This is a genomic window from Rhodosalinus halophilus (genome assembly GCF_003298775.1).
Lineage (GTDB): Bacteria > Pseudomonadota > Alphaproteobacteria > Rhodobacterales > Rhodobacteraceae > Rhodosalinus > Rhodosalinus halophilus.
In genome coordinates this window covers 126,392-151,531 of the sequence record NZ_QNTQ01000006.1, presented here as the reverse complement: position 1 = coordinate 151,531, position 25,140 = coordinate 126,392, and the positions used below count along the sequence as shown (strand labels likewise).

At 70.4% G+C, this 25,140-nt stretch carries 21 protein-coding genes; 9 read left to right on the top strand and 12 right to left on the bottom strand.

The features are described 5' to 3' along the window. The first annotated feature begins 2 nt into the window (after nucleotides 1-2). From DRV85_RS07280 to DRV85_RS07270, 3 genes are all read left to right on the top strand, one after another. Nucleotides 3-1,157: a phosphoserine transaminase gene (locus tag DRV85_RS07280; RefSeq protein WP_113288793.1), complete on the top strand. Its 1,155-nt coding sequence runs from the start codon at nucleotides 3-5 to the stop codon at nucleotides 1,155-1,157. Nucleotides 1,158-1,289: 132 nt separating this feature from the next. After that, complete coding sequence (serA, locus tag DRV85_RS07275; protein WP_113288792.1) at nucleotides 1,290-2,885, top strand: phosphoglycerate dehydrogenase; 1,596 nt, start codon at nucleotides 1,290-1,292, stop codon at nucleotides 2,883-2,885. A 122-nt stretch (nucleotides 2,886-3,007) separates the two neighbouring features. Further along, complete coding sequence (locus tag DRV85_RS07270; protein WP_233495426.1) at nucleotides 3,008-3,730, top strand: metallophosphoesterase family protein; 723 nt, start codon at nucleotides 3,008-3,010, stop codon at nucleotides 3,728-3,730. Nucleotides 3,731-3,734: 4 nt separating this feature from the next. Here the strand turns inward: DRV85_RS07270 and DRV85_RS07265 are convergent, their stop codons facing one another. From DRV85_RS07265 to smpB, 4 genes are all read right to left on the bottom strand, one after another. Then, nucleotides 3,735-4,274 (bottom strand): GNAT family N-acetyltransferase, encoded by a 540-nt coding sequence (locus DRV85_RS07265; RefSeq protein ID WP_113288790.1) that lies wholly within the window; start codon nucleotides 4,272-4,274, stop codon nucleotides 3,735-3,737. Nucleotides 4,275-4,291: 17 nt separating this feature from the next. Next, nucleotides 4,292-5,476: an amino acid aminotransferase gene (locus tag DRV85_RS07260; RefSeq protein WP_113288789.1), complete on the bottom strand. Its 1,185-nt coding sequence runs from the start codon at nucleotides 5,474-5,476 to the stop codon at nucleotides 4,292-4,294. Further along, the gene (gene sseA, locus DRV85_RS07255; protein ID WP_113288788.1) at nucleotides 5,476-6,330 is read right to left on the bottom strand and encodes a 3-mercaptopyruvate sulfurtransferase; all 855 of its coding nucleotides are present in this window, start codon (nucleotides 6,328-6,330) and stop codon (nucleotides 5,476-5,478) included. Before sseA ends, DRV85_RS07260 begins: the two co-directional genes overlap by 1 nt. 205 nt (nucleotides 6,331-6,535) lie before the next feature. After that, nucleotides 6,536-7,018: an SsrA-binding protein SmpB gene (gene smpB, locus DRV85_RS07250; RefSeq protein ID WP_113288787.1), complete on the bottom strand. Its 483-nt coding sequence runs from the start codon at nucleotides 7,016-7,018 to the stop codon at nucleotides 6,536-6,538. 158 nt (nucleotides 7,019-7,176) lie between these two features. Here smpB and DRV85_RS07245 point away from each other — a divergent pair, with 158 nt between their 5' ends. Then, a complete protein-coding gene (locus DRV85_RS07245; RefSeq protein WP_113288786.1) occupies nucleotides 7,177-8,526 on the top strand; it encodes an aminotransferase class III-fold pyridoxal phosphate-dependent enzyme in 1,350 nt (449 codons plus the stop codon). A gap of 92 nt (nucleotides 8,527-8,618) precedes the next feature. On the opposite strand, the gene DRV85_RS07240 is transcribed toward DRV85_RS07245, so the two are convergent. Both DRV85_RS07240 and DRV85_RS07235 read right to left on the bottom strand, forming a co-directional pair. Further along, nucleotides 8,619-9,434 carry a C40 family peptidase gene (locus tag DRV85_RS07240; protein WP_113288785.1) on the bottom strand — a complete coding sequence of 272 codons (816 nt, stop codon included), beginning with the start codon at nucleotides 9,432-9,434 and terminating at the stop codon, nucleotides 8,619-8,621. Next, nucleotides 9,431-10,816, bottom strand: coding sequence for a leucyl aminopeptidase family protein (locus tag DRV85_RS07235; protein WP_113288784.1), 1,386 nt, complete (start codon nucleotides 10,814-10,816; stop codon nucleotides 9,431-9,433). The genes DRV85_RS07240 and DRV85_RS07235 overlap by 4 nt, the downstream gene beginning before the upstream one ends. 118 nt (nucleotides 10,817-10,934) lie before the next feature. Between DRV85_RS07235 and DRV85_RS07230 the strand changes: the two genes are divergently transcribed. Further along, nucleotides 10,935-11,894: a PLP-dependent cysteine synthase family protein gene (locus DRV85_RS07230; protein ID WP_113288783.1), complete on the top strand. Its 960-nt coding sequence runs from the start codon at nucleotides 10,935-10,937 to the stop codon at nucleotides 11,892-11,894. A 140-nt stretch (nucleotides 11,895-12,034) separates the two neighbouring features. Here the strand turns inward: DRV85_RS07230 and DRV85_RS07225 are convergent, their stop codons facing one another. From DRV85_RS07225 to DRV85_RS07200, 6 genes are all read right to left on the bottom strand, one after another. Beyond that, nucleotides 12,035-14,377 carry an aldehyde dehydrogenase family protein gene (locus DRV85_RS07225; RefSeq protein ID WP_113288782.1) on the bottom strand — a complete coding sequence of 781 codons (2,343 nt, stop codon included), beginning with the start codon at nucleotides 14,375-14,377 and terminating at the stop codon, nucleotides 12,035-12,037. Between the two features lie 44 nt (nucleotides 14,378-14,421). Then, complete coding sequence (deoC, locus tag DRV85_RS07220; RefSeq protein ID WP_113288781.1) at nucleotides 14,422-15,420, bottom strand: deoxyribose-phosphate aldolase; 999 nt, start codon at nucleotides 15,418-15,420, stop codon at nucleotides 14,422-14,424. Nucleotides 15,421-15,606: 186 nt separating this feature from the next. Further along, nucleotides 15,607-17,001: a lytic murein transglycosylase gene (locus tag DRV85_RS07215; protein ID WP_113288780.1), complete on the bottom strand. Its 1,395-nt coding sequence runs from the start codon at nucleotides 16,999-17,001 to the stop codon at nucleotides 15,607-15,609. Nucleotides 17,002-17,102: 101 nt separating this feature from the next. Further along, complete coding sequence (gene rnr / locus DRV85_RS07210; RefSeq protein WP_113288779.1) at nucleotides 17,103-19,406, bottom strand: ribonuclease R; 2,304 nt, start codon at nucleotides 19,404-19,406, stop codon at nucleotides 17,103-17,105. Nucleotides 19,407-19,544: 138 nt separating this feature from the next. After that, nucleotides 19,545-20,690, bottom strand: a complete 1,146-nt coding sequence (dapE, locus tag DRV85_RS07205; RefSeq protein WP_113288778.1) for a succinyl-diaminopimelate desuccinylase — start codon at nucleotides 20,688-20,690, stop codon at nucleotides 19,545-19,547. Nucleotides 20,691-20,743: 53 nt separating this feature from the next. Continuing rightward, nucleotides 20,744-21,076, bottom strand: coding sequence for a hypothetical protein (locus DRV85_RS07200; protein ID WP_113288777.1), 333 nt, complete (start codon nucleotides 21,074-21,076; stop codon nucleotides 20,744-20,746). A gap of 125 nt (nucleotides 21,077-21,201) precedes the next feature. On the opposite strand from DRV85_RS07200, the gene DRV85_RS07195 reads away from it, so the two are divergent. The 4 genes from DRV85_RS07195 to DRV85_RS07180 all read left to right on the top strand — a co-directional run bounded on the left by DRV85_RS07195 (nucleotide 21,202) and on the right by DRV85_RS07180 (nucleotide 25,139). Further along, nucleotides 21,202-22,374: a substrate-binding domain-containing protein gene (locus DRV85_RS07195; RefSeq protein ID WP_113288776.1), complete on the top strand. Its 1,173-nt coding sequence runs from the start codon at nucleotides 21,202-21,204 to the stop codon at nucleotides 22,372-22,374. A 115-nt stretch (nucleotides 22,375-22,489) separates the two neighbouring features. Then, the gene (locus tag DRV85_RS07190) at nucleotides 22,490-23,254 is read left to right on the top strand and encodes an ABC transporter ATP-binding protein (protein ID WP_113289198.1); all 765 of its coding nucleotides are present in this window, start codon (nucleotides 22,490-22,492) and stop codon (nucleotides 23,252-23,254) included. Continuing rightward, complete coding sequence (locus tag DRV85_RS07185; protein WP_113288775.1) at nucleotides 23,247-23,969, top strand: ABC transporter ATP-binding protein; 723 nt, start codon at nucleotides 23,247-23,249, stop codon at nucleotides 23,967-23,969. Before DRV85_RS07190 ends, DRV85_RS07185 begins: the two co-directional genes overlap by 8 nt. A gap of 168 nt (nucleotides 23,970-24,137) precedes the next feature. Further along, nucleotides 24,138-25,139 carry a branched-chain amino acid ABC transporter permease gene (locus DRV85_RS07180; RefSeq protein WP_199525886.1) on the top strand — a complete coding sequence of 334 codons (1,002 nt, stop codon included), beginning with the start codon at nucleotides 24,138-24,140 and terminating at the stop codon, nucleotides 25,137-25,139. Nucleotide 25,140: the final 1 nt, after the last annotated feature.

Sequence of the window (25,140 nt, the reverse complement as noted above, 5' to 3'; positions counted from 1 at the left end):
AAATGGCACCGACCAAACCGGCGACGCGGCCGGCGAATCCGCGTTTTTCCTCCGGCCCCTGCGCCAAACCCCCCGTCTTCAGCCTCGACAAGCTTTCCGCCGCCGCGCTCGGCCGCTCGCACCGCGCGGCCGTTGGCAAGGACAAGCTCAAGGCCGCCATCGAGGGCACGCGCGAGATCCTCGGCGTGCCTGCCGACTATCGCATCGGGATCGTTCCCGCCTCCGACACCGGCGCGGTGGAAATGGCGATGTGGTCGCTTCTCGGTGAACGCAAGTGCGAGATGCTGGCCTGGGAAAGCTTCGGCGCGGGCTGGGTGACGGACGCGGTCAAGCAGCTCAAGCTCGACGCGACGGTGCGCGAGGCCGACTACGGCGAGATCGTCGACCTGGCCCAGGTCGATTTCGACGCCGACGTGGTCTTCACCTGGAACGGGACGACCAGCGGCGTGCGCGTGCCCAATGGCGACGCGATCCCTGCAGACCGCGGCGGCCTGACGATCTGCGACGCCACCAGCGCGGCCTTCGCGCAGGACTTGCCGTGGGACAAGCTCGACGTCGTCACCTTCTCCTGGCAGAAGGTGATGGGCGGCGAGGCGGCGCACGGCATGCTGATCCTGAGCCCCCGCGCGGTGGAGCGGCTGGAGAGCTACACGCCGCCCTGGCCGCTGCCCAAGATTTTCCGCATGACGAAGGGCGGCAAGCTCAACGAGGGCATCTTCGAGGGTGCGACGATCAACACGCCCTCCATGCTCTGCGTCGAGGACTACCTGCTGGCGCTCGACTGGGCGCGCGAGATCGGCGGGCTCGCAGCGCTGATGGCCCGCGCCGACGCCAACGCGCAGGCGGTCTGGGATTTCTGCGAGGGCCGCGACTGGATCGACAACCTCGCCGAGCAACCCGCGACGCGCTCGAACACCTCCGTCTGCCTGAAGTTCACCGACGACCGGATCGCCGACGGCGCGGCCTTCGCCAAGGCCGTCCAGAAGCGGCTGGAGGCGGAAGGCGCGGCGCTCGACGTCGGCGCCTACCGCGACGCGCCGCCGGGCCTGCGCATCTGGTGCGGCGCGACGGTCGAGCTTGCCGACATCGAGGCGATGCTGCCCTGGATCGACTGGGCCTTCCACAGCGAAATCGAAGCGCAGGCCAAGGCCGCGTGATCCCGGAGGGTGCGTGCCGAGCACGCACCCTACCCCCGATCTTCCGCGGGGCGTTTCCTGCGACCCGCCCAGCCTTGCAACCCAACCGTAGGGTGCGTGCTCGGCACGCACCGCTCTTCGAGGAAAACCGAAATGGCTCCCAAGGTTCTCGTCTCCGACAAGCTGTCGGACACCGCCGTGCAGATCTTCCGCGACCGGGGGATCGAGGTCGACTTCATGCCCGAGGTGGGCAAGGACAAGGAAAAGCTTCAGGAAATCATCGGCCAGTATGACGGCCTCGCGATCCGGTCCGCGACCAAGGTCACCGCGAAGCTGTTGGAGGCGGCCGACAATCTCAAGGTCATCGGCCGCGCCGGCATCGGGGTCGACAACGTCGACCGCGAGGCGGCCTCGAAAAGGGGCGTGATCGTGATGAACACGCCCTTCGGCAACTCCATCACCACCGCCGAGCATGCCATCGCGCTGATGTTCGCGGTAGCGCGCCAGATCCCCGAGGCCAGCGCCTCGACCCATGCCGGCAAGTGGGAGAAGTCGCGCTTCATGGGCGTGGAACTCACCGGCAAGACGCTGGGCGTGATCGGCGCGGGCAACATCGGCTCGATCGTCTGCGACCGGGCGCGCGGACTGCGCATGAAGGTCATCGCCTACGACCCCTTCCTGAGCCAGGAGAAGGCCGACCGCATGGGCGTGGAGAAGGTCGAACTCGACGAGTTGCTCAAGCGCGCCGACTTCATCACCCTGCATGTGCCGCTCACCGACCAGACGCGCAACATCCTCAGCCGCGACAACCTGGAGAAGACGAAGAAGGGCGTGCGGATCATCAACTGCGCCCGCGGCGGGCTGGTGGACGAGGCGGCGCTGGCCGATCTTCTGAAGTCCGGCCACATCGGCGGCGCAGGCATCGACGTCTTCGAAACCGAGCCCGCGACCGAGAACCCGCTCTTCAACCTGCCCAACGTGGTCTGCACCCCGCACCTTGGCGCGGCGACCACCGAGGCGCAGGAAAACGTGGCGCTGCAGGTGGCCGAGCAGATGTCGGACTACCTTCTCACCGGCGCGGTGCAGAACGCGCTCAACATGCCCTCCGTCACCGCCGAGGAGGCCAAGGTGATGGGTCCCTGGATCAGGCTCGCCGGCCATCTCGGCGCCTTCATCGGACAGATGACGGACGAGCCGATGCAGGCGATCAACATCCTCTATGACGGCGTCGCCGCGGAGATGAACCTCGAGGCGCTGAACTGCGCCGTGATCGCGGGTATCCTCAAGCGCGCCAACCCGGACGTGAACATGGTCTCGGCCCCGGTGATCGCGCAGGAGCGCGGCATCAAGACCTCGATGACCAAGCAGGCCAAGTCGGGCGTCTTCGAGGGTTACGTCAAGGTCACCGTGGTGACCTCCAAGCGCGAACGCTCGATCGCCGGCACCGTGTTCTCGGACGGCAAGCCGCGCTTCATCCAGATCAAGGGCATCAACATCGACGCCGAGGTGGGGCAGCACATGCTCTACACCACCAACGAGGACGTGCCCGGCATTATCGGCGCACTGGGCAACACGCTGGGCGGCAACGGGGTGAACATCGCCAACTTCACCCTCGGGCGGAAGGAGGCCAAGGGCGAGGCGATCGCGCTGCTCTACGTGGACGAGCCTGTGCCGCCGAAGGCGATCGAGGCGCTCAACGACACGGGCCTCTTCGGCCAGGTCAAGCCGCTCGAGTTCGACGTCGCCTGAGGCCCGGCCCTCATCGGCGCCTTACGGGCCTCTTCGGGCGCGCCGCGCTGCGAGGAGGCCCGCAAGGGCCGACGCGCGGCCGTTGATCGCGGCCGCCCCGCCCCCACCTTGGGACCATGACCATGCCGGACAGACTCTATGCCGTCGGCGACATCCACGGCCAGCTCGGCGAGCTCGAGCGGGCGCTCGCGCTGATCGAGGCGGACGGTGGCGCCGAGGCCCCGATCGTCTTCCTCGGCGATCTGGTGGACCGCGGCCCCGACAGCCGCGGCGTGATGGACCGTCTGATCGACGGGATCGACGCCGGCCGCCCCTGGACCGTCGTCAAGGGCAATCACGACGAGATGTTCGAGCGCTTCCTCACGATGAACACGCTCGACCACCACCGCATACTGTCGGGCGTCAACTGGTTCGCCGAGCGCCTCGGCGGCCGCGAGACGCTGCTCTCCTACGGGGTGGACATCGACGCGCTGCCAACGCCGGAGGCGATCCTCGCCGCCGCGCGCGACGCCGTGCCGGCCGGGCATCTGCACTTCCTTCAGACGCTGCCCGCGTGGCACCGCGCCGGCGATCTGCTCTTCGTGCACGCCGGCATCCGTCCGGGCGTGCCGTGGGAGCGGCAGGATCCCGAGGATTTCCTCTGGATTCGCGAGCCCTTCCTCAGTCACGAAGGGGCGTTTCCCTGGCTCGTCGTGCATGGCCACACGCCCGGGGAGCGCCCCGAGCGACACCACAACCGCATCAACCTCGACGGCGGCGCGGGCTACGGCCGGCCCCTCGTGCCGGCTGTATTCGAGGGGGACGAGGTCTGGCTGCTGGAGGCGTCGGGGCGCGTCGGCTTCTAGCGTCTCACCAATATGCGGGATCGTCCAGCGCAGGCGCGCAGCGCGACGGCCCCTCGAGCGGCCCGAGCGCCTCGCCATGCAGCGCCTGCGCCAGCCAGCCCTCGGGCTGGCCGAGCGGCTGCGGCGGCGCCACCTGCGCCACCGAGACCGGCGCGAAACCGACCTTCGCGTAAAACGCCGGATCGCCGTAGGTCACCGCGACCTCCGCGCCTTCCTCACGCAATGCGCGCAGCCCATGCGCGATCAGCCGCTGCCCCAGGCCCCTGCCCTGCATCTCCGGCGCGACGGCGACGGGCGAGAGCAGAAAGACACTGCGCCCGTCCTTCGGATAGACGAGCCGCGTGAACAGGATGCAGCCCGCGAGCACCCCGCCTTCCTCGGTGAGGAAAACCCGCAAATCCGCCTCGGGGGTCGTCGCCAGCAGGTCGCGCGCCAGACGGCCGACGGCCGCGCCTTCCTCCGCGCCCTCCGAGGCGGTGAACGTCCGGCGGAAGAGCTCCGCGATCTCGTCCTCGCGCCCGCGCCAGTCGGATGTCACCTCCACCGAAGGGGGCCGCCCGCTCACACGCCCGCCTTCACGATCGCCTCGGCCAGAAGCGGCACGGTCTTTTCGTTGAGCCCCGCGATGTTCATGCGGCTGTCGCCCACCATGTAGACGCCGTGATCGTCGCGCAGACGCTGCACCTGATCCGGCGTGGCGCCCAGACGCGAGAACATGCCGCGGTGCTCGGCGATGAAGCCGAAGCGGTCCGAGCCCGAGCGCGCCCGAAGCTCCGCGGCCAGCTGCTCGCGCAGGCGCAGCATGCCGGTGCGCATGTCCTCGAGCTCGGCCTCCCAGTCCGCGCGCAGCTCGGGATCGGTCAGCACCATCGTCACCGCGCGCGCGCCATGATCGGGCGGAAAGGAATAGTTCTGCCGGTTGAGATAGGCGAGATTGTCCTGCAGCGCGGCCACACGGTCCGTATCCTGCGCCACCGCCATCAGCGCGCCGGTGCGCTCACGGTAGACGCCGAAGTTCTTCGAGCAGCTCACCGCGATCAGCGTCTCGGGCAGCGAGGTCGCCACCAGCCGCGTCGGCGCCGCATCGGCCTCGAGCCCGTCGCCGAAGCCCTGATAGGCGAGGTCGATCATCGGCGTCGCGCCGCTCTGCTTCAGCACCGCCACGATCTCGCGCCAGTGGCCCGCGCCGGGGTTGGCGCCGGTCGGGTTGTGACAGCAGCCATGCAGCAGAACGATGTCGCCCGGCTTCGCCTGCTCGAGATCCGCCAGCATGCCGGGCACGTCGACCGTGCCGGTGGCATTGTCGAAATAGCGGTAGGGCACCGTCTCGATCTTCAGGTGCTTGAGGATCGACAGATGGTTGGGCCAGGTCGGATCCGAGACGAAGACGCGCAGATCCGGGTTGGCCATCCGCGCCAGTTCGAAGGCCTGCCGCACCGCGCCGGTGCCGCCCGGCGTCGCGGCCGAGGCCACCTGCGCACGCTCGATCGCATCTCCCATGACCAGCGCCACCATGGCGTCGTTGAAGGCCGGATCGCCGATCAGCCCGACATAGGCCTTCGTCGTCTGATCCTCCCACAGCCGCTTCTCGGCGGTCTTGATCGCCCGCATCACCGGGGTCACGCCGTCGGGGTTCTTGTAGACGCCAACCCCCAGGTCGATCTTCCCCTCGCGCGGGTCATCGGCGTAGAGCTTCATCAGCTCGATGATCTTGTCGGGCGGTTGCGTGCGCAGCGTCTCGAACATCAGGCGTCTCCGGTGGCGACGGGAAGTGTCGGAAAGCGGCCCCATTCGGCCCAGGAGCCGTCGTAAAGCGCGTGATCGGCCTTGCCCAGACGTGCCAGCGCGAGGTTGACGATGGCCGCGGTCACGCCCGAGCCGCAGGTGGTGATCGCGGGCTTGGAAAGATCGACCCCCGCTTCGGCGAAGGCCGCGCGCAGCCCCGCCTCGTCCTTCATTGTGCCGTCCGCGTTCAACAGCGCGCCGTAGGGCAGGTTCCGCGAGCCGGGGATATGCCCCGCGCGCAGCCCGTCGCGCGGCTCCGGCGCCTCGCCCCGAAACCGTTCGGCCGAGCGCGCGTCCACGATCTCGTGATCGCCCAGCTTGGCGGCGGCCGAGACCTGCGTGACGTCCTTGACCAGGTGGTTCTGCCGGCGCGCGGTCATGTGCCGGTCGCGCACGACGGGCTCCATGTCCTCCACGGGGCGCCCCTCGGCCTGCCACTTCGGAAAGCCGCCGTCCAGCACGGCGACATCCTCCTTTCCCATGAGCTTGAAGGTCCACCACACGCGCGGCGCGGACAGGATCCCCGCCCCGTCGTAGACCACCACCTGGTGGCCGTCGCCCACGCCCATCGCGCGCAGCCGGCTCATGAACTTCTCGACCGGGGGCGCCATGTGCGGCAGCTCCGATCGCGCATCCGAAATCTCGTCGATGTCGAAATACCGCGCACCCGGGATATGGGCAGCCTCGTATTCGGCGCGCGCGTCGCGGCCCATGGACGGAAGATACCACGAGCCGTCGATCACCCGCAGGTCAGGGTTGTCGAGATGCGCGGCGAGCCAGTCGGTCGAGACCAGCACCTTCGGATCGTCCTTCACCCTCCGCCTCCCTCTGCCGGGGCCGTCGCATCTGCCTACGACAGCACGGCAAGCGCGGCAAGGGCGCACCGGGGCGGCTTCGGCCCGCACCGCGTCCATACCGGTCCTTCCTCTTGCCGGAAATACCCCCGCGCGGAACGCACGGCCGCCGCAAGGCGGCCCCAGTGAAGATGTCGCGGCGCAGCCGCGTCCGCCCGGCAGCCGCTCAGCCCAGTTCCTTCAGGAGCCTCTGCTTCTGGCGCTGCCAGTCGCGCTTGGCCTCGGTCTCGCGCTTGTCGGCCTTCCTCTTGCCCCTGGCGATGCCGATCTTCAGCTTCGCGATGCCCTTGTGGTTGAAGTAGAGCACCAGCGGCACCAGCGTCATGCCCTTGCGCTGGGTCTCGTTCCAGAGCCGCGCGAGTTCGCGCTTGTTGACCAGCAGCTTGCGGCGGCGCCGTTCGTCATGGCCCCAGGTCTTCGCCTGCTCGTAGGGAGCGACGTAGCTGTTCACGAGCCAGAGCTCGCCGTTTTCGACCGCCGCGTAGCTCTCGGCGATGTTGGCGCCGCCCTGGCGGAGCGACTTTACCTCCGAGCCCTGCAGGACGATCCCGCATTCGATGTCGTCCTCGATGGCATAGTCGTAGCGTGCGCGGCGGTTCTCCGCCACGACCTTGTAGTTCCTGCTCGCGGTGTCGTCCTTCTTCGCCATGACAGCCACATGTAAGCCCTGCCGGGCGCGCTGTCCAAGGGTCTGGCGCGGGCATGAGGCCCCGCCCGGGCATTTGCGGACCCGTGAAAGAGCGGCGCTGGACGCCGCGCGCGGGACTGATAGGATTTGATCAAATTCCCCGGCATCGGAGCGCGGCCATGAAGGACGACAACTTTCTCAAGGAGAACAACGCCCGCCATCTGTGGCACCCGATGGGGCATCCGGGCGCGGCGCGGATCGACGGCCCGAAGATCATCCGCAAGGCGGAGGGCAGCCGTATCACCGACATCGACGGGCATTCGGCGGTGGACGCCGTGGGCGGGCTCTGGTGCGTCAATCTCGGCTATTCCAACGACGCGGTGAAGGAGGCGATCGCGCGTCAGCTCTACGAGCTGCCCTACTATTCCGCCTTCGCCGGCACCTCGAATCCGCCCGCGATCGAAGCCAGCTGGGCGGTGCGCGCGTTCTTCGCCAAGGACGGCATGGCGCGGGTGTTCTTCACCTCGGGCGGCTCCGATTCGGTGGACACCTGCCTGCGGCTGGCGCGGCAGTATCACAAGCTCAGGGGCGAGCCGGGGCGGATCAAGTTCCTGTCGCTGAAGAAGGGCTATCACGGAACCCACTGGGGCGGCGCCAGCGTGAACGGCAATGCGCGCTTCCGCACGGCTTACGAGCCGATGCTGCCGGGCTGCTATCATCTGCCCAGCCCCTACACCTACCGCAATCCCTTCGACGAGAGCGACCCGGAGCGGCTGGCGCAGCGGATCGCGGCCGCGATGGAGGACGAGATCGCCTTTCAGGATCCGCGCACCATCGCCGCCTTCATCATGGAGCCCATCCAGGGCGCGGGCGGCGTGATCGTCCCGCACGAGACCTTCATGCCGCTCATGCGCGAGATCTGCGACCGGCACGGCATCCTGATGATCTCCGACGAGGTCATTACCGGCTTCGGCCGCACCGGCGACTGGTCGGGCGCGCGGCACTGGGGCGTGCAGCCCGACATGATGAGCACCGCCAAGGGCATCACCTCGGGCTATTTCCCGGTGGGCGCCGCGCTGGTGAACGAGAAGGTGGCCGAAGTCTTCGAGACCGCCGGCGACGACGGGTCGATCTTTCACGGCTACACCTACTCGGCCCATCCCGTGGGCGCGGCGGCGGTCGTCGCCTGCCTCGAGGAGACGCTCCGGCTCGACACCAAGGCAAACGCGGCGGCGCGTGGCAAGCAGCTCTACGATGGTGTCCTGCGCCTCGCCGAGAGGCACGATGTCATCGGCGACGTGCGCGGGGGGCACGGGCTGATGACGGGGGTGGAGATCGTCTCGGACAAGGCCGCGAAGACGCCGATGGACGCCGCCACCATGAAGCGCATCCATCAGGCGACTTACGAGGCCGGCGCGATGGTGCGGCTGGGGGCGCACAACATCCTCATGTCGCCGCCTCTGACGATCACCGAGGCCGAGGTGGACACCATCCTCGCCGCGCTCGACGCGGGCCTCTGCGCCGCCTGATCCGCCTGACCCGGGGCGCACCGATGGCGCTGCCCGGCGCCAAGCGGTTTGCAAACCGCTTGCAAGGCGCTTTCAAGCGCCTCGCGCCCCGCTCAGAGGCGCCGGTGCGCGGTCACCGGCCCCTCGCCCTGCGCGGCGATGCGGTCGATCGCCTCGGCGATGCCTTCGATCGTCACCGCCATGTGATGCGCATTGGCGTGAACCAGCGTCTCGGCGTCGCGCACCAGCGCCACATGGCCCTTCCAGAACAGCAGGTCGCCCCGCCGCGGCGGCCCCTGCGCTGCGGTGCCGAGGCTTTCCTGCATGTCCGTGTCGCCGGGACAGGCGATCCCGCAGGCCAGGAGCGCCGCCTGCACCAGCCCCGAGCAGTCGATCCCGAAGGCGGAGTTCCCGCCCCAGAGATACGGCGTGCCCATGAACCGCTCGGCCACCGACACGGGATCGTTCTCCGACAGCTCCGCCGGGGCGAGATGCGCGCGCGGCACGAAGCCCAGCGGCGTCTCGGAGAAGCGTCCGTCCGTGCCCGTCACGGCGAGCCGCGCGCCGAGGCTGAGCGCCATGCGCTCGCGGCGCTTCATGTCCGGCGCCGGATAGACATGCGTCGCGCGCGCCGCGACGCGGTGCGTGGCCGCGACCGGAGGCCCCAATGCCTTCTCCAGGAGATAGCCCACGTAGCCGTCCTTCGCCGCCTGGACGAAGGCCCAGCCGCCGCAGCGCTCGTAGACCGTCACCGCCTCGCCCAGCAGGAGCTGCCGGTCGCGCGCGCCCTCCGGCGCGGCCAGCAGATCCGCTAGAGGCGCGGCGACCCCCGCCGCCTCGCCCTCGACGAAGCGCTCGGCCGCGAGGCGGCCCTTCAGATGCGCCGCCGCCACGCGCCCGTTGGCCGGCGTGAGCCGACGGTCCGTCACAGCCCGAGCGAACCGGGCAGCGCGCCCCGCAGGGCGCGCACGCCCTGCATCAGCCCGCCCTTGGCCCGCCCAGGCGCGGCTTGCGGCTGCCAGGAATAGATATCGAAATGGGCATAGGCGCCCGCCCCTTCCGCGAAGCGGCGAAGGAAGAGCGCGGCGGTGATCGCCCCGGCGAATCCGCCCTGCGGGGCGTTGTCCAGATCCGCGATCCCCGGCTCGATCATCGCCTCGTAAGGCGCATGGAAGGGCAGCCGCCAGACCGGATCGGCCCAGCGCCCCCCCGCCTCCGAGAGCGCCTGCGCGAGCGCACCGTCGTCGGTGAAGAAGGGCGCGATGTCGGGTCCCACCGCGACCCGCGCCGCGCCGGTCAGCGTCGCCATGCTCACCAGCATCTCCGGCCCCTCCTCGCAGGCGAGCGCCAGCGCGTCGGCGAGCACCAGCCGCCCCTCGGCATCCGTGTTGTTGACCTCGACCGTGAGCCCCTTGCGCGAGGCCAGGATGTCGCCCGGGCGGAAGGCCCCGGCCGAGACCGCGTTCTCGACGGCCGGGATCAGCACCCGCAGCCGCACCGGCCAGTCCTCGGCCATGATGATCTGGGCAAGGCCCAGCACGTTGGCCGCGCCGCCCATGTCCTTCTTCATCAGCCCCATCGCCTGCGCGGGCTTGAGGTCGAGCCCGCCGGTATCGAAGCACACGCCCTTGCCAACCAGCGTAAGCCGCGGGCCGACGTCGCCGTGGCGAATGTCGATCAGCCGCGGCGCCTCGGCCGCCGCGCGCCCGACCGCGTGAACGAGCGGCAGGTTCTCCGCCAGCAGATCCTCGCCGCGCGTCACCTCGATCGAGGCGCCGAAGCGCACGGCGAGCGCCGCCGCGGCCGCCTCGAGCGCCCCGGGACCGAGGTCCGCGGCCGGCGTGTTCACCAGATCGCGGGTCAGCGCCTCGGCCTCTGCCAGCATCTCGACGCGATCGGGGTCCACGCCCGGCGGCGCGACGAGCCGCCGCTCGGGCCGCTCGGACGCCTTGCGGTAGCGGCTGAAGGCGTAGCCCGAGAGCAGCCAGCCCAGCGCCTCGCGCTCGGCGGCGTCCTCGGGCAGCCCCTCCGCGATGCGCCAGTCGCCCGGCGGCAGCGCCTGCGCGACCGCAGCGAGCGGAAAGCGCTCGCGCGCGCGTGCGGCCGCGTCGCCATAGCCCCCGAGCGCGCCGGCGAGGCCGCCCTCGCCGGGCAGCGGCAGAACCTCGCCCAGCCCGGCCCTGAAGCCCGCGGCCTCGACCCAGGCGCGATGCGCGGCGCCCGGCCCCTCCAGCCAGGCGCCGAGCGCCTCCTTCTCCAGCAGCGTGAGCGGCAGCGCCTGGGCGTCGGCGGGCGCGAAACAAAGCGGCATGCATCCTCCATTCGTCACGGGCGCGGCGGAGAGTAGGCCGGCGCGGCGCGAAGGTCCACGCCCGCCGGCTTGCCCTGCCCACCCCGCCGGCCTAGCCTCGCCCACGGGAGGGGCCGGCATGACCGCACACGACAGCATCGTCGGCGCGATCGGGCGCACGCCGTCGGTCTGGCTCGACCGCCTGGTCGCGGCACGCGGGCTTTCGGGCCGCATCCTCACCAAGCTCGATTACCTGAACCCCGGCTTCTCGAAGAAGGACCGCGCGGCGAAGGGCATCCTCGACCTCGCGGCCGGGCGCGGCGAGCTCGCGCCCGGACAGACCGTCGTGGAGCTGACCTCCGGCAACATGGGCACAGGCCTCGCCATTCTCTGCGCGCAGCGCGGACACCCCTTCGTCGCGGTGATGAGCCGCGGCAACTCGGAAGAGCGCGCGCGGATGATGCGCGCGCTCGGCGCCGAGGTCGTGCTGGTGGATCAGGCGGAAGGGTCATTGCCCGGCGAAGTCTCGGGCGCCGATCTCGCCCTGGTCGAGGAGGCAGCCCGGCGGATCACGGCAGAACGCCACGCCTTCCGCGCCGACCAGTTCCGCCACCCGGGCAACGCGCTGGCGCACGAACGCACCACCGGCCCGGAGCTCTGGGAGGACTCCGGTGGCGCGCTCACCGCCTTCGCCGATTTCGCGGGCTCGGGCGGCACCTACGCCGGCACCATCCGTGCGCTGAAGGCGCGCGCCCCCGCCCTGCGCGGCTACCTCGTCGAGCCGGAGGGCGCCGCGGCCCTCTCCGGCGGCGACGTGACCCGCCCCGGCCACCCCATCCAGGGCGGCGGCTACGCGATGCGCGGCCTGCCGCTGCTCGAGGGTGCGCCGGTCGACGGCTACCTCACCGTCACCGGCGACGAGGCCCGCGCCACCGCCCGCGCCCTCGCCCGCGAAGCGGGTATCTTCGCCGGCTTCTCCGCCGGCGCCAACGTCGCCGCCGCGCTCGACCTCCTCGCCGGCCCCGAGGCAGGCGGAACCGTCGCCGTCATCATCTGCGACAGCGGGCTCAAGTATCTCTCCACCGACCTCTGGCCCTGAGCCTGTGCAGCGCGGCTGCCTGGCCGTGCGCCCGATCCTGGTCCTTTTTCTTGGAGCGAAATATCCTCGGGGGGTGAGGCGGCGGGAGCCGCCGAGGGGGGCAGACAGCCCCCCTTGCCGCCGGCCCGGGCACGCGCCGCTCACTCGCCCCAGGGCACCCAGACCGTCTTCACCTCCGTCGCGGCCTCCAGGAACGCCACGCTCTCGCCCTCGGCCCCGGCCCAGTCCCGCGCACGCCCGTGGTTCACCCAGGTCCGCTTCAGGTTCCCCGCGCTCTCGCGCTCGATGGCGCCCGAGACATCCGAGGACGAAAAGGACCAGACCGCCTCCACGTCCATATGCGCCGCCAGCACCGGCGCCAGCTCCGCATGCGCGCCGGTCAGCACGTTCGCCACGCCCGCCGGCACGTCCGAGGTCTCGAGCACCTGGTAGAAATCGGTGGCGGCCAGCGGATAGGGCTCGGAGGCCACGGCCACCACCCGGTTGCCCATCGCCATCGCCGCCCCCAGGCAGGTGACCAGCCCCAGCAGCGGCGACTCGTCCGGGCAGAGCACGCCGATCACCCCCACCGGTGCGCGCATCGCCAGCGCCGTGCCCCTCAACGGCACGGGCTTGATCCGCCCCTCCCACTTGTCGGCCCAGGCCGCCCAGTGGAACAGCCGCGCGACGGAAGCCTCCACCTCGGCCGCACCCTCGCCACTGCCGGTCATCGCGTCGAGTCGGTCCGCGAACTCGGCGGCGCGCGCCGAGAGGTTCTCGGCCATGTAGTAGATCACCTGCGCGCGGTTGTAGGCCGTGGCCTGCGCCCAGAGGCCTGCCTTGCGCGCCGCCTCCACCGCGTTGCGCACGTCCTTGCGGTTCGCCACCGGCACCTGCGCCAGCAGCCGCCCGTCGGCGCCGAAGACATCGCGCGCATAGCCGCCATCCGGCCGCGCCTGCCTGCCGCCGATGTAGAGCTTCGCGGTCCGGTCGAGGCCCTGCTCACTCCCTTCGCCCGTCATCGGCGCCACGTGTGCCAGAGGGGCCGCCTCGCCCGAGGGCCGCGTGTAGGCCAGCATCCCCTCCCAGCCGCCTTCGCGGCCGAAGCCGCTTTCGCGCAGGCCCCCGAATCCCGCGGCGGCGTCGAACATGTTGGTCCCGTTGACCCAGATCACCCCGGCCTCCAGCCGCGGCGCGACGCCGAGCGCGAGGTTCAGGTTCTCGGACCAGACCGAGGCGGCGAGCCCGTAGCGCGTGTCGTTGGCCAGCTGCACCGCCTCCTCGGGCGTGCGGAAGGTGCCCGAGACCAGAACGGGCCCGAAGATCTCCTCCTGGACCAGCGGCGAGGCCGGCGAAAGCCCGGTGATCAGCGTGGGCGGGTAATAGGCCCCCGCCTCGGGGATCGCGCAGGCGGCGTGCCAGACCTCGCCCTCCTGCTCGGCCGCAACCATCCTGGCCACCCGCGCGCGATGTTCCGGGTCCACCACGGCACCCACGTCCACCGCCTTGTCGAGCGGATCGCCGACGCGCAGGCGGTCCATCCGCGCGCGCAGCTTCGCGTGGAAAAGCTCCGCCACCCCCTCCTGCACCAGGAGCCGCGAGCCCGCGCAGCACACCTGTCCCGCGTTGAACCAGATCGCGTCCACCAGCCCCTCGACCGCCGAGTCGAGATCGGCGTCGTCAAAGACGATGTAGGGCGATTTCCCGCCCAGCTCGAGCGTCAGCGCCTTGCCGGTGCCCGCGGTCGCCCGGCGGATGAGCCGCCCCACCTCGGTCGAGCCTGTGAAGGCGATCTTGTCCACCCCCGCATGGGTCACGATCGCCTCGCCCACGGCCCCGTCGCCGGTGACGATGTTCACCACGCCCTCGGGCAGCCCCACCTGCCGGCAAAGCTCGGCGAAGCGCAGCGCGGTCAGCGGCGTCCATTCCGCGGGCTTCAGCACCACCGTGTTGCCCGCCGCCAGCGCCGGCGCGATCTTCCAGGCGAGCATCAGCAGCGGGAAGTTCCAGGGCACGATCTGCCCGCAGACGCCCAGGGCGACGCGCCCGGGCATTTCGGAGGCCATCAGCTGCGCCATCCCGGCGTGATAGGAGAAATGCCGCGCCACGAGCGGCACGTCGATGTCGCGGCTCTCGCGGATCGGCTTGCCGGTGTCGAGGCTCTCCAGCACCGCGAAGAGCCGCGCCTGCCGCTGCACGCCGCGCGCCAGCGCATAGAGATGCCGCGCGCGGCCATGGCCCGACAGCGCCGCCCAGCCGGGCTGCGCGGCCCGCGCCGCCGCCACCGCCGCGTGCACCTCGGCAGCGCTGGCCTGAGTCACCTCCGCCAGCACCTCGCCGGTGGCGGGGTTCTTCGTCTCGAAGGTTTCCCCAGGCTCGGCGAACCGCCCGCCGACGAAATGCCCGAAGCGCCCGCCATGGCCCGCGATCCAGTCCAGCGCCTCGCCCGCACTCTCCGGCGCCGGACCCCACTCCATGGTCTCGAAGATCTCGCGCAGCTGCATCTTTCAATGGTCCCCAAATACCCATGCGACGCCGCAGCGCGCGCTCACGCCAGGGCGTGCCGCCACCCGGCCGAATAGGCGCCCGTCACATGGTGCTCAAGCTGCCGCTCGATGTCCCCCAGAAGCGAGGAGGCCCCGAAGCGGAAAAGCGCGGGGTCGAGCCAGTCGCGGCCCAGCTCCTCCTTGACGAGCGCGAGCCAGGTGAGCGCATCCTTCGCCGTCGAGATGCCGCCCGCCGGCTTGAAGCCCACCTTCGCGCCCGTGCGCGCGTGGTAGTCGCGGATCGCGCGCATCATGGTGAGCCCGACGGGCAGCGTGGCGTTGACGCTCTCCTTGCCGGTGGAGGTCTTGATGAAATCCGCCCCCGCCATCATGCAGACCAGCGAGGCGCGCGCGACGTTGCGGAGCGAGCCCAGTTCCCCCGTCGCCAGGATCGCCTTGACGTGCGCCGCACCGCAGGCTGCGCGGAACTGGGCCATCTCGTCGTAGAGCGCCTCCCAGTCGCCGGTCAGCACGTGCCTGCGCGAGATCACGATGTCGATCTCCTGTGCGCCCGCCGCCACGCTCTCGCCGATCTCGGCCACGCGCAGGCGGAAGGGCGAGAGCCCCGCCGGAAAGCCGGTGGAAACCGCGGCGACCGGGAGGCCCGAGCCCTTCAGCGCGGCGACGGCAGGGGCTACCATCTCGTGATAGACGCAGACCGCGCCGACGGTGAGGCCCTCCATGCCCAGCGCCTCGAGCAGGTCGGCGCGGACGGGACGCCGAGCCTTCGCGCAGAGCCGCGCGACCCGGCCCTCCGTGTCGTCGCCCGAAAGCGTGGTCAGGTCGATCAGGCTGATCGCCTTGCAGAGCCAGGCCGCCTGATGCGCCTTCTTCACGCTGCGCCGCCCCGGCAGGGTGGCGCAGCGCCGCTCGATGGCCGAGCGGTTGGCCTGCACGCTACGCACCCAGTCGAGGTCGAGCGGCATGCCTGCGTTGCGGGCCGTCCAGGTCTGCGGCAGGCCCGCGCCCGTCCGCTCCGCCGTCTCGCTCCGACCGTCCATCGCGCGCCCCGTCTGCCGATGCGGAAACGGTCGCACGCGTCCGCGGGCTTGGCAAGGCGGGCCGCCGGTGGTTTCCCGGTCACGTCGCGGCGGCCGCTTCCGGCGCACCGAAGGCCTGCGCCGATCCCAGCGTCGCGCCGCCGCCAGAACTTGGCAACGGCCTCTCAGGCCCGCTTCGGGCGCAGATCAGCGCAGGCGTTCCAGAACCGCGAGCGAGGCGTAGCCGTCCGGGGTCAGCCCCTGGGCTTCCTGCCAGGCGCGCACGGCGGCGATGGTGAGCGGGCCGATCCTGCCGTCGATGCCGCGCGTGTCGAAGCCCGCCGCGGTCAGCCTGCGCTGCATCTCCTTGCGCTCGGCGTAGGTCAGCGCGCGGTCGCCGCGCGGCCAGTCCGCGCGGATGGGCGGCCCGCCCGCGATCCGGTCGGCCAGATGGCCCACGGCGATGACATAGGCATCGGCGGTGTTGTAGCGCTCGATCACCCCGAAGTTCTCGAAGACGAGAAACGCAGCACCGCGCGCGCCTGCGGGCAAGAGCACCGACGCCGCCCCGTGATCCGGCACGGGGCGGCCGTTCATGTCCACCACGCCCATGCGTGCCCAGTCGGAGGGCATCCTGGTGATCTCGCGGTCGGCGAGGCGATAGTCGAAGTCCTCGGGCAACTGCACCTCGACGCCCCACGGCTGGCCGCTGATCCAGCCGTGGTTGGCCAGATAGCTCGCGGCGGAAGCGAGCGCGTCGGCGGGATCGGCACCCCAGATGTCGCGCTTGCCGTCGCCGGTGAAGTCCTGCGCATGCTCCAGATAGGAGGTCGGCATGAACTGCGTGTGGCCCATCGCGCCGGCCCAGCTTCCCTTCATGCGGTCGGGTGTCGTGTCGCCCGACTGCAGGATGCGCAGCGCGGCGAGAAGCTGCTGTTCGAAGAACGCTCCGCGCCGGCCGTCGAAGGCGAGCGTCGCGAGCGCCTCGATCACGTCGGTCTCGCCCCGGAAGGCCCCATAGGCCGACTCGAGGCCCCAGATCGCCGTGACGATCTCTTTTTCGACGCCGTAGCGCGCCTCGATCCGCTCGAGCAGCGGACCATGCTCGGCGAGCGCGGCGCGGCCGTTCGCGACCCGCGTCTCCGAGACGGCGCTGTCCAGGTAGTCCCAGAGCGTCCGCGTAAATTCCGACTGGTTGCGGTCGCGGTCGATGATCGCGGCATCGTAGCGCACCCCGCTCAGCGCCGAGTCGAGCACGCGCGCCGCGATCCCCTGCGCCCTGGCGCGGTCGGCGAAATCCGCGAGCCAGGCCTCGAAGGCGCGCTGCCGGTCGGTGGCGGACATCGCGGCCTCGTCTTCTTCCTCGGCCGTGGCGAAGGCCGGCACCAGCGTGTCGGGCCGCGCTTCGGGTCTCAGCGAGCGGCCCGGCAGGATATAGACCGCCTGACGCGCGACCGCCGGCACGGGCCGGTTGCTCAGCCCGTCTGGGCGAAGCTCCGGGCGCAGCGAACGCTCGACGGCGGCGGCGGGCACGGCCTGCGCGACCAGCCCCGCAACGAACGCGAAGACTGCAAGGCGACTCCGGCAAGAAGCTGTCGTCATGATCTCGACCTGCTCGATCCCGTGGACGGGTTTTTCCGCAATCTACCGCGTTCGCCGCCGTCACGGAAGCGGCGATCGGCCCGCGGTGCCGGGGCGGCGCCCTACCGCCGCTTGCGCTCGACCTTGCGCGCGGATTTGGCGCCCTTCCGGCGGCGCTCGGCCTTGTCCTGAACGGCGGCGGCCTTGCGCTTGGCCTGTGCGGGCTTGCGGCCGGCCGGACGCCCCTTGCGCTTGCCCCGCTGCGGCCGCGCATCGGGCAGGGCGGCGTCCTCGAGTTCCAGCAGTTCGAGCGCGAGTCCCCCCGTCACCGGCGCGGCTTCCTCGAGTCGGACGGTGACGCGTTGCCCCGGCTTGATGACCGTCCCCGTGTCCGCGCCCATGAGCGAGTCCGAGGCGCGGTCGTAGATGAAGTATTCCCGCCCGAGATTGCGCATCGGCACGAGCCCGTCGGCCCCCGTCTCGTCCAGCTTCACGAAAGCGCCGAAGCGCGCCACGCCGCTGATCCGGCCGGTGAACTCCGAGCCGACGCGCTCGGACAGATAAGCGGCGAGATAGCGGTCGGTCGTGTCCCGCTCGGCGGCCATCGAACGGCGCTCGGTCTCGGAGATATGGGTCGCCGTGTGCTCGAGCTGTTCGATCTCCTCGCGCGACAGGCCGTCCTCGCCCCAGCCATGCGCCGAGATCAGCGCCCGGTGCACCACGAGGTCGGCATAGCGCCGGATGGGCGAGGTGAAATGCGCGTAGGATTGCAGCGCGAGGCCGAAATGCCCGAAATTCGCCGGCGAATAATAGGCCTGCGTCATCGACCGCAGCGTCGCCATGTTGATCAGCTCCGCCTCGTCGGTGCCGGCGGCCTGATCCAGCAGGCGGTTGAGATGCTCGGTCTTGAGCACCTGCCCCTTGGCGAGCGTGAAGCCCGCCGCCTGCGCCGTCTCGCGCAGCGCGTCGAGCTTCAGCGGGTCCGGCTCCTCGTGGACGCGGAAGAGCAGCGGCGACTTCTTCGCGATCAGGGTCTCGGCGGCGGCCACATTGGCCAGCACCATGAATTCCTCGATCAGCTTGTGCGCGTCGAGCCGGTCGCGGAAGTTCACCGAAAGCACCTTGCCCTCTTCGGAAAGCTCGACCCGCCGTTCGGGAAGGTCGAGGTCGAGCGGCTGGCGCTCCGACCGCGCGCGCCGGAGCGCGTGGTAGGCCGCGAAAAGGGGGTGGATCACCTCCTCCAGCAGCGGGCCGGTCCGGTCGTCGGGCCTGCCGTCCTCGGCCGCCTGCGCCTGTTGATAGGTCAGCGACGCCGCCGAGCGCATCAACCCCCGCACGAAGCGGTGGCCGATCTTTCGGCCATGGCCGTCGATCTGCATGCGCACCGCGATCACCGCGCGCGGCACGCCTTCGTGCAGCGAACAAAGGTCGCCCGACAGCCGGTCGGGCAGCATCGGCACGACGCGGTCGGGGAAGTAGCTGGAGTTGCCGCGCCGGCGCGCCTCGCGGTCGAGCGCGCTGCCCGGGCGGACGTAATGGGCGACATCAGCGATGGCGACCCAGATAACGTGCCCCCCCTCGTTCTTCGGGTCGTCGTCGGCATGCGCCCAGACCGCGTCATCGTGGTCGCGCGCGTCCTCCGGGTCGATGGTGACCAGCGGCAGATCGCGCATGTCCTCGCGGCCGGAAAGCCCCGCGGGCTTCATGCGGTCGGCCTCTTCCAGCACGTCCTGGGGGAAGTCGTGCGGGATGCCGTGCTGGTGGATCGCGATCAGCGACACGGCCCTGGGCCCGGACGGATCGCCCAGCCGCGCGACGATGCGCGCCCGCGGCAGGCCCATCCGGCCCCGCGGGCCGGCATGTTCCGCCTCGACGAGTTCGCCGTCCTTCGCGCCGTGGGTGGCGTCGGGCGCGACGGTCCATTCCTTGCCGTCGCCCTTGTCGATGGGAAGGATGCGCCCGCCTTCGGCCTGCTTGCGGAAGATGCCGAGCACGCGGCGCGGCGTGGCACCGATGCGGCGGATCAGCCGCGCCTCGTAGTTGTGGCCGTCGCCCTTGACCGGCGTCAGCTTCGCGAGGATCCGGTCGCCCGCGCCCAACGCGGGATCCGAGGCGCGCGGCAGCACGAGCACGCGCGGCTCGATCCCCTCGCCGTGCCACTCCAGCGGCCGGGCGAAGAGATCGCCCGCCTCGTCCGGGCCGGCGACCTCGAGCACGCTGACCGGCGGCAGCCGGTCGGGATCGCGGTAGGTCTTCTTGCGCTTCTCGAGGTGGCCGTCGTCCTCCAGCTCCCGGAGCAGGCGCTTGAGCTCGATCCGATCGGCGCCCTTGAGCCCGAAGGCCTTGGCGATGTCGCGCTTCGAGGCGAGGGTCGGGTTGTCCTCGACCCAGCGCAGGATGTCGTCCTTGGTGGGCAATGTAGCCATGCCTGTCGCGTATCACGCGCCGCGTGCGGCGTCACCGCGAAAAGGGGCGACGCGGGGGCTGCGAATTCTCGTACGAAGATCCGCGGGCGCCCATTTGGGACCGGCGAGGATTCTTCGATCGAAGAATCCTCGCCGGCGTCAGCCGAAGTAATCGCGCAGGATGCGTCTGTAGATCGCCTTGAGCGCGGTGACTTCCGCCTCCGGCACGTGTTCGTCGACCTGGTGCATTGTCCGCCCGGTCAGCCCGAACTCGACGACCGCGCAGTGATCCTTGACGAAGCGCGCGTCGGACGTGCCGCCAGAGGTTGAGAGCTCCGGACGCACGCCCGTCTCCGCCTCCACCGCCCGTGTCACGAGCTCGGACAGCGCGCCGGGCGGGGTCAGGAAAGCCTCGCCCGAGCGCTTGACCTCGATCGCGATCTCGACGCCGAAGGCCGCCGCGACCTCCGCCGCCTCCGACTCGAGCCAGCGTGTGAGGCTCTCGCCCGTGTGCCGGTCGTTGAAGCGGATGTTGACCGTGGCGCGCCCCTGGGCCGGGATCACGTTGGTCGCCGGATTGCCCGTGTCGATGGTGACGACCGCCAGCGTCGACGGGTCGAAATGCTCCGTGCCCTCGTCGAGCCGAGCCGAGGCCAGCCGGTCCATCAGCCGGACGAGCGCCGGCAACGGGTTCCGGGCCCGGTGCGGATAGGCCGAATGGCCCTGCCTGCCCGTCACCGTGAAGAAGGCCGAGAGCGAGCCGCGGCGCCCGATCTTCACCGTGTCGCCCAGCCGCTCGCGGCTGGTGGGCTCGCCCACCAGGCAGACCGACATCGATTCACCCTGCGCCGCCATCCAGTCGAGTAGCGCCGCCGTGCCGTCCACCGCGGGCCCCTCCTCGTCGCCGGTGATGGCGAGGATCACCGCACCGTCTTCGGGCGGGGTCTCGGTGACGAAGTCGATGGCCGCGGCCGCGAAGGCCGCGACGCCGGATTTCATGTCGGTGGCGCCCCGCCCCCAGAGCTGCCCGTCGCGCCGCTCGGCGCCGAAGGGCGGCACGCTCCAGGCCCCGGCGTCGCCCACCGGAACCACGTCGGTATGGCCGTTGAACCCGAATCGGCGCGCGGCGTCTCTGGCCCCCCAGCGGGCGAAGAGATTCGCGACGCCGCCCCGGTCCGCGCGATGGCACTCGAACCCCGCGGCCGCCAGACGTTCGGCCAGAAGGGTGAGCGCACCACCCTCTTCCGGCGTGACGGAGGGGCAGCGGATCAGTTCGGCGGTCAGGGCAACGGGATCGGTGGGCATGGACGGCACTCCTGGTCGAAGGGGCGTAGCGCGACGCTCCGGCGCGCGCAAATTCAGCCGCCGGTCGCGTCGTCGAAAAAGGGGGTCACCTGCGCCACGATCACCGCGTTCTCGGCGGCGGCACGCGCCATCAGGCCGGCTTCCTGCGCATCGATCTCGTGGCCCTGCGCGTGCCGTTCGTCGGCGGTGCCGTAGCCGGTGACGTCGAGCACGGAAAGCCCGGCCTGCCGCAGCACCGCCACGGTCTCGCGCACCGCCTCCGCCTCGTCCACGCCACCGGCGTAGCACAGCAGCGCGGCCCCGCTGGCGCCCTCGGGAAGCCCGTCGCCGGGCTTGCGCCCGGCCTCGACGAGCAGGGTGAACACGGGCTGATCCTTGGCTGCCATGGGCGCCCTGATACGCACGCGCGCCCGGCGCCGCCACCCCCTCCCAAGCTGCAGGCTTGACAAAAACATGAACAATGATTCAACATTCACATAGCAACGCGCACTGCGCATCGAGGGAGGAGTCGATGAAACGCATTCTGCTCGCCGGGGCGGCCGCCCTGGCGCTGGCCGGGGCCGCGTCCGCGGAGATCCGGATCGCCCATGTCTACGGCAAGACCGGCCCGCTCGAGGCCTACGCGAAGCAGTCCCACGACGGGCTGATGCTGGGCCTCGAATACGCCACCGACGGCACGATGGAGATCGACGGCGAGCCCATCACCGTCATCGAGAAGGACACCCAGCTCGACCCCGCCCGCGGGCGCGCACTGCTGGCCGAGGCCTATGGCGACGACGACGCGCATATCGCCGTCGGGCCCGTCAGCTCGGGCGTGGCGCTCGCCATGCTGCCGGTCGCGCAGGAGTACGAGCGCATCCTGCTCGTCGAGCCGGCGGTGGCCGATTCGATCACCGGGTCGAACTGGAACCGCTACATCTTCCGCACCGGGCGCAACAGCTCGCAGGACGCGGTGTCCAACGCCATCGCGCTGGCCGGGCCCGACGTGAAGATCGCCACGCTGGCGCAGGACTACGCCTTCGGCCGCGACGGCATCGCCGCCTTCAGGGAGGCGCTCGAGGGCACCGAGGCCGAGATCGTGCACGAGGAATACGTGCCGACCGACACGACCGACTTCACCGCGGCGGCCGAGCGCATCTTCAACGCGATGGAGGACGTCGAGGGCGACAAGAAGCTCTTCATCGTCTGGGCCGGCGGCGGCAACCCGATGGGCAAGATCCAGGCGATGGACCCGTCGCGCTACGGCATCGAGATCGCGACGGGGGGCAACATCCTCGCCGCGATGTCGGCCTACAAGCAGTTCCCCGGCATGGAGGGGGCGACCTATTATTATTACGAGATCCCGGACAACCCGGTGAACGACTGGCTCGTCGAGACCCACCAGGAGCGCTTCGGCGGCCCGCCGGACTTCTTCACCGCGGGCGGCATGGCCGCCGGCATCGCCGTGGTCGAGGCGATCCGGCGCGCGGGCTCGACCGACACGGAGGAGCTGATCGCGACGATGGAAGGCATGGAATGGGAGACGCCCAAGGGCACCATGCGCTTCCGCGAAGAGGATCACCAGGCGCTGCAGTCCATGTATCACTTCCGCATCAAGGTGGAGGACGGCGTGGAATGGGCGATCCCGGAGCTGGTGCGCGAGCTCACCATCGAGGATCTGCCGATCCCGGTTCGCAACCAGTGACGCCGAAGAGGGAGCGCTGCCCCCGCCGCCCGCCCCGACACGGGGCGGGCGACTCCCCCGGGATATTTCCTTCCAAGAAGAAGCACCGGGCCGTTTGCCCGGCGGAGTGCTGGCGATGACCCATCCCATTCTCGAGACCCGTGACCTGACGGTGCGCTTCGGCGGGCATGTCGCCGTGGATGCGGTGAGCTGCACCTTCCGGACCGGCGAGCTCTGCGCGATCGTGGGGCCGAACGGGGCCGGCAAGACCACCTATTTCAACCTGATCTCGGGGCAGATCCCGGCGAGCGCGGGGCGCGTCGTGCTGAACGGGCAGGACATCACCCGCGCGGGCGTTTCGCGGCGCTGCGACCTCGGCATCGGACGTGCCTTTCAGCTGACCAATCTCTTTCCCAATCTCACCGTTCTGGAAAACGTGCGGCTGGTGATCCAGTCGAAGCGGCGGATGGGCTTCGCGCTTTTCTCGACTGCGGCGAGCCATGTGGAGCTGACCAACCGCGCCGAGGAGATCCTCGATTCAGTGCGCATGATGCCGCTTTCCGGCTACAAGGTGAGCGAGCTGTCGCACGGCAACCAGCGCAAGCTGGAGGTGGCGCTGCTGATCGCGCTCGACCCGCTGGTCTACATGTTCGACGAGCCCACGGCGGGGATGAGCGTGGACGAGGCACCCGTGGTGCTTGACCTGATTGCGCGGCTCAAGGCGCAGACCGACCGCACCATCCTGCTGGTCGAGCACAAGATGGACGTGATCCGCAGCCTCGCCGACCGCATCGTCGTGCTGCACAACGGCGCGCTCGCCGCCGACGGCGCGCCGGCCGAGGTCATGGCCTCGGACGTGGTGCAGGAGGCCTACATGGGCAAGGAGCTGGACATTGCCTGAGCCGATCCTGTCGCTCGAGGGCGTCTTCACCGACATCGCCCAGTACCATGTCCTGCAGGGCGTGGACCTGACCGTGCCGGCGGGCGAGGTCACCATGCTGCTGGGCCGCAACGGCGTGGGCAAGACCACGACGCTCAAGACTGTGATGGGGCACTGGCGGGCGCGCGAGGGGCGGATCCTGCTGGACGGGACCGACATCGCGCGCACGCCCACGCCCGACATCGCGCGGATGGGCGTTGGCTACGTGCCCGAGGACATGGGCATCTTCGCCAATCTCAGCGTCGAGGAGAACATGGTGCTGGCCGCGGTCACGGGGCCGATCGACCCTGCGCGGCGCGACTGGATCTTTTCGGTCTTTCCGCCGCTCAAGACCTTCTGGTCCAGTGCTGCCGGCAACCTGTCCGGCGGGCAGAAGCAGATGCTCTCGATCGCCCGCGCGATGATCGAGGAGCGGCGGCTCTACCTGATCGACGAGCCCACGAAGGGACTGGCACCCGCGATCATCTCGACCATGGCGCGGGCGCTGCGCGAGCTGAAGGCGCAAGGCGCCTCGATCCTCCTGGTCGAGCAGAACTTCTCGGTGGCGAAGGCGCTGGGCGACGGGGTGCAGGTGATGGACGACGGTCGGGTGATCTGGTCGGGCCGCATGGCCGAGCTGGCGGGCGACGCGGCCCTGCAGGAGCGGCTGATGGGCCTGAGTCTGGAGGGCGCGTGAGCGCGCGCGGCTGCGGGCGCGCGCGGCGCGTCCAGAGATCATTGAATTGGCGGCGCGGCGCGTGGAGCGGGTGCCGGGCAGCAGGGGATTAGAGCGGGACACGCGATGGCACATGCCGAACAGAGGGAGGCGCCGCCGGCCGGGGACGAGGTCGCGCACAGGCCCACGATGACGCGGGCGGGGCTGACGGACCGCCTCGCGCCCTGGATGCCCTTCCTGCTGGTGCCGGTGCTGGCGGTGCTGGGCTGGCTCGCGATCCCCTCCACCTCGTCGTGGCTGACGCTGACGGTCTCCGGGCTGGCGATGGGGATGATGATCTTCATCATGGCCTCGGGGCTCACGCTCGTCTTCGGGCTGATGGACGTGATCAACTTCGGTCACGGCGCCTTCGTCTCGGTGGGCGCCTTCGTGGGCGTCTCGATGCTCCTGGTGCTGGCGAATATGACCGAGGCGCCCAGCCTGATGCTCAACCTGCTCGCCATGCTGGCCGCGGTGATCGCCGCGATGGTGGCCACCGGCGCGCTGGGCTGGGCCTTCGAGCGGGTGATCGTGAAGCCTGTCTATGGCGCGCATCTCAAGCAGATCCTCGTCACCATGGGCGGGCTCATCGTGATCGAGCAGCTGATCGTCGTGCTCTGGGGCCCCGAGGAGATCTACATCCTGCGCCCCGAGGCGCTGCAGGGCGCGGTGACCTTCGCGGGCGCGGCGCTTGAGAAATACCGGCTTGTCGCCGTGGGCATCGGGCTTGCGCTCTTCATCGCCATGCGGCTGGTGCTGCGGCGCACCAAGATCGGGTTGATCGTGCGCGCCGGCGTCGAGAACGGACCGATGGTCGAGGCGATGGGCTATCGCCTGCGGCGCGTCTTCATCGGCGTCTTCATCGCGGGCTCCGCGCTCGCCGGTCTGGGCGGCGTGATGTGGGGCCTCTACCAGGAGCTCATCACCGCGCACATGGGGCAGGAGATCATGATCCTGATCTTCATCGTGGTGATCATCGGCGGGCTGGGCTCGGTCGAGGGCTGTTTCATCGGCGCGCTGCTGGTGGGGCTGATGCAGAACTATGTGGCCTTTCTCGAGCCCAAGGCGGCGCTGGTGTCGAACATCGCGCTCATGGTGGCGATCCTGATGTGGCGCCCGCAGGGCATGATCCCGGTCGTGAAGGCGAAATGAC